The sequence below is a fragment of the Paenisporosarcina sp. P4_E4_2 genome, assembly GCF_056401595.1.
Genome location: NZ_JBFUJC010000224.1, coordinates 1 through 5,178, shown reverse-complemented (window position 1 = coordinate 5,178; position 5,178 = coordinate 1). Strand labels below are relative to the sequence as shown.

Here is a 5,178-nt window from a genome sequence, read left to right as displayed (position 1 = left end):
GAATTCATCTGAAATGCGCGCAGTCGTACCCGCTTGTTTGACGATAACTGATTCTTTCGTTTCCTCGTTGACGACGCGGTACACATAGTTCAAGTTGCCGTCACCAATTTCTTTGCAAGTAATCTGTTGTGCATTTTGGAATGACTCTATTTTGGCTTTCACATATTGAATGACGTCATCGGTATTCATCAGGAAGTATTGTTCAAAAGTATGCATAGGTTTTTGCATCTGCAACCGCTCCTTTGAAAATAGGTTTTTTTCTATCATAGCAAATTTCTTGTGAGAGTATTCTAGTTATTGAGAATTTGGTTGTATTTTCCCAACGGCCGGTGGGGGTTATGGCGATTTCGGGTAAAGTTATAGCGGGTTGGCGGGGATATCTCGATTTCGTAGGTGGATATCGAGAATTGGGTGATGGATATCTCGATTTCGCGGGTGGATATCTCCATTTCGTGAGCATATATCTATAATTCATTTCTGTTTATCTAAAATTCACCTTTTACGTACAATAAAACACAAAACCCTTTCTCCTATTTAAAGGGAAAGGGTTTTGTAGCTAATTCGGTTATTTTTTTTGTTTTGAAACTTTGATTGTTTGGGTTGCTTCATGGCCAACCAAGTCCACTACTTTCAACTCGAACGTGTTGTTGCCTTTTACCAATGGAAGTTCCACATCAACTGTTTGGCTGTAGCCGTTCATTGCGTATGGTTCTGAAATTGGTTTGTAGAATACTTCACTGTCGTTTACATATAGACGGATTTCATCGAAGTTGTCGCCGACTTTTACTTGGATGATCGGGTTTGCTTCGTTCGATTTTACYGTTTTAGGTACTTTTACCGCTGCTACTGTTGGTTTTGTCGTGTCCACGAAAATGCGGCGTGTGATGCCCATATCATTTCCGAACTCGTCGATTGCTTCCACATTGACTTGTTGCACACCGTCAGCCAGTGTCAGTGTGTGTGTAAAGTTTTTGCCGTCAAATGATGTCGGCGTTTGTCCATTTACTTTCAATGAAGCGATGTTGGAATCGTCTTCAACAGAACCTGCCACCACTACTTGTGATGTTTTATGGTTGCTGAAGAAACTAGGTGTATTGATGAAGATTACCGGTTCAATTGTTTCAGGCTCGTTCGGTGCTGACGTATCGTCATCAGACCCGCCGTCACCAGGTGTTGTTCCTGGTTCTTCGCCTGGTTCTTCGCCTGGTTCTTCCCCGTCTTCTTTATAATCAGCACTTGTTGTTTTGATTGCAAAGGTTTGTTCTTTTACGTTCCCAGCAATATCCCAAACTTTAAGTGTGACTTTGTCGCCTTTTTTCACATTTTTAACTTCATATTCTTTTGCAAGTTCTGCAAGTTCTTCACGTTCAACACCGTTTACATATACTTCTACTCGATCAAGACCAATTCCAGCATCTTGGAGTGTGTTTGTCGAAATGATGTTTTTCTTTTGATCGAATTTATATTTAGCTTCAGGTGCTTTCGTATCCACATAAATCGGGAACTCAACAGACTGCCATTCTGCACCCTCGAAATCAATTACACCACGCACTTGAATGAAGTACTGGCCATCTGCAGCGAGTTTTCCATTAATCATGCCGTCCCATGCATTAGCTGAATTTAACTTGTACGCAGGGTTTGTAGCTGAATCAATATAGTTTTTCGTCATGTTCGTTTCCGTACGGATTGTGCGAACTTTTTTACCGTTGGCATCCAATACGTTGACTTCCAGGTTTTTCGCATTGCGTATCAACGAGTAAACTGGAGTGGCTGAATCGATGTTACCATCGCCATTTGGAGAGAATGCAAATTTCGAAGGATCGAAGTTCTCACCTAATGATGGTCCTTTAATATAGTTCCCTACTTCATCCACCAAACCTTGGTAGCCCCAGTAAGTAGATGATTCCCAAGCACTGCCGTCAAAAATTGATGCATCATCCCATGAACCGTTGTAGCCAAAGAACGGAACTGTTAAAGGTACATTTCCTGATGTTTCTTCGTTCGGGTCATTTAATGTTACGAAACCGTCAATGAAGAATCCGTTAACGAATGTTTCGAAACCTGCCGTGTCTTTCAATAATGAAGCATCGACAGATACTTGAATTTCTGCTTCGCCATTTGCAGCGATTTCTACAGTTTTAGGGGCTTGAACATCCACTAAATCCGTCACGATATTTGAACCTGCAATGTTCGGTACAACTACGTCATATCCAGAAGTTTTCAATGCATGGTCAGTTTGAAGTTGAACATCAACATTGAATTTTTTCGCTTCATCTGAGAAGTTTTTCGCCTTCAATGTGAATTTGAATTTGCCATCTTTGATTTCTTTCAAGGCTACTTTCGCTTCGCCTGTTGCTTTGTTTGTTACCATTACATCTGTTTCCAAAGCGTTTGCAAGCTGCATGATGCCAGCCCCTTGACGACGTGGTGATACATATTCTTTCATACCATCGTATTCAGCAAAAACTACTGGTTTAGCTGTGTTCATCATCAAGTTTTTCGCAAACTGCACGCGCTCTGCACCAGTTAGTCCGAACTCTTTATTCACTCGTTCCATCACTAGAGCAGTACCGCCCGCTACGTGTGGAGCTGCCATTGATGTACCGCTCATCAAACCATAAGAATCATTGTTTAAGGTCGAGAAGATATTTCCACCTGGAGCCGTGATTTCCGGTTTGAAGTCCAAGTTTGGTGTAGGACCCCAAGACGTGAATGAACTCATTTTGCCTGCAGTTGGACTTGGTGCATCGATATATTTTCCGTCAAACCCGACATTTACGACTTGCCCTGCATCAAGACTAGCTTTCATTGCCAGTCCATCTGCTTGAAGTGTGGACATGAACGGAATCTTGATGGCTGGATCAGATGCCATATTGATAGTACCTGCAGCATTATTGTAAACAATGATTCCTTCAGCGCCCGCAGCTTGTGCATTCAGTGCTTTTTCAACGAATGAAATTCCTCCGCGAGATACAAGTGCGAATTTGCCTGTTAAGTCTTTACCAGAGAAGTCGGCAACTGTACCAAAACCTGCAAATTCGATTTCATATTGATCTTCCGGTAGGTCGTTAGGATCTTGGTCATTTGCAAGCAGGAATAATGAACGTCCTGCTTCTGTTCCATTAACTTCATATTTGAAACTAGATGCTGTGATCATGTTATTTTCAAATGATGCTACACCAAATGAATCTTCAGAAACAGAAGGTGAACCAGTCAAACCGTAATCTTGGTTATTCGYCATTGGGTAGAATGTACCTGACCCAAACATATCCGAGTTACCAGCGGAAATGGCTACTAATAAACCGTTATCTTGTGCACGTGAAACTGCTTGCTGTTCTGGGCTTGTGTTATCGACATATCCTGCAGTCGAACCAAGTGACATGTTAATTACGTCTGCTCCAAGTTTAATTGCATCGTCCATCGCTTTTACGTAAATGTCTCCAAACGTTGATGGGTATAATGGATCGTTCCCAAACACTTTAAGTGCTAATAATTGAGCTTCAGGGGCTACCCCTTTAATTCCACCGTTTTCTTCGTCACCGTTTGCGCCAACTGTTCCTGAAACGTGCATACCGTGCATGGATGCATCCGGACCTAAATCACGGATTTCCTGGTTGCCGTCCATGTAGTTATAGCCATAAGGAACTTTATCAGTGAAGTATTTACCTGGCTCGATTTCTCCACCAGCTAACAATCCATTTACTTCATCTGCCGTAATGTCTTCATCCGTTTCTGTAGAAAGAACCATGTCGCGGTGGCTTGGGTCGATACCTGTATCGATGACACCCACGACCATGCCTTCACCTTTGAACGAATATTTTTCCCATGCAAGTTGAGCTTGAACCAATTCTTTGGAATGAACCATATTCGGTTCTTCACTTGGTCTTGTATATTCGTTTGTTTCATAGATGGCTTTTACGCCTTCCGTTTGTGCGATGCCCGCAACGTCGCCCGCTTCTACTTCAGCAGAGAAACCATTGAAGACTGCATTAAACTCTTCTTTAAATTTAACATTTTTGGCTTTACCTTTTACTTTATCTTTTACTTTCTTTTGATCTGCTTTGATTGCTGCTTCTACATTTTTACGTTCCGACTTCGGAAGGTCTTTGTAGAGCTTGCCTTTCTTTGTAGCAGTTTCAATTGCCGGTGCTTTTTCAAGTTCCACGATAATGCGAACTTTTTCGCTTGGGTTCTGAGGAACCGCTAAACGTTCTGGTATTTTCAACGCTGGTTTTTGCAAGTTAAGCGTCGGAATTTGTTTTGCTAATTGTGTCGCTGCTGTTGGAGCCGGCGCACCGAAAGATGCAGTGCTAAGTGCCAATGTGGTTGCAAGTGCAATAAACATGCTTTTCTTTTTCATACTCAATCTAGTTTCCTCCCTAATTATGTTTCTTCTATTTCTGACAAATATTTCAGAAACGTGACAATCTTGTCGAATTAATTAACAATTTGAAATTTAACATATATTAAGAACCTTGAAAACCTTATTTTATTTACCATAATTACTAAAATGATTACATTTTTTGTAATTTGGAGATTTTTAGATATATAGTTACTCCTTCTTGAAACGTTCATAGGTTATATGAATCTATCAATTTTAATTGATAATAGGTCTTTTGGTTTCACAAGTAATAATTTTGGTATTTCTTTGTGCTCATTTTTATTAATTAATGGGGATTCTATATTTTGAAGATGATGCGGGAATGTTGATTTACCAAGGGTAGAGCGGGGGTTCTTTATTTTTTACAATTATAAACAATAACTGGAAACTAGATAAGTTTTCACGAATTCAATGATTGTTATAGCAAATTCATGAGTAGGGTAGCGAATTTGCGTGGATATCTAGAATTCGCTGGTAGATATCGAGTATTCATACTGAGATATCTCGATTTCATATTTGGATATCTTCATTTCGATAGTCGTTATCTATAATTCGCGACTACTTATCTAAAATTCATCTTTTACGCACAATTCCTCAGACCTGTATTTGGTGGCTGACGGCTCGCGCCTGCCACTTTTCTGTTAGTATCTCAAGGTGTCACTTACAAAAAAATTGCCAGTTGGGTGGTTAACTGGCACCACTAATAACGCATTTATTGTGATATCTGGAATTCATGAGTGCATATCAAGAATTCAATGGAAGATATCTCGATTTCGTAGATGGATATCTTTGTCTCG

The 5,178-nt window shown here is 40.5% G+C and carries 1 protein-coding gene and 1 pseudogene; both read right to left on the bottom strand.

From position 1 onward, the window contains the following. Window positions 1–216 (bottom strand): annotated as a pseudogene (locus AC1DSB_RS14010) (S-methyl-5-thioribose kinase); the annotation flags it as partial. Between the two features lie 349 nt (window positions 217–565). Then, entirely contained in the window at window positions 566–4,366 is a 3,801-nt protein-coding gene (locus AC1DSB_RS14005) for a S8 family serine peptidase (RefSeq protein WP_477586924.1), read from the bottom strand. Window positions 4,367–5,178: the final 812 nt, after the last annotated feature.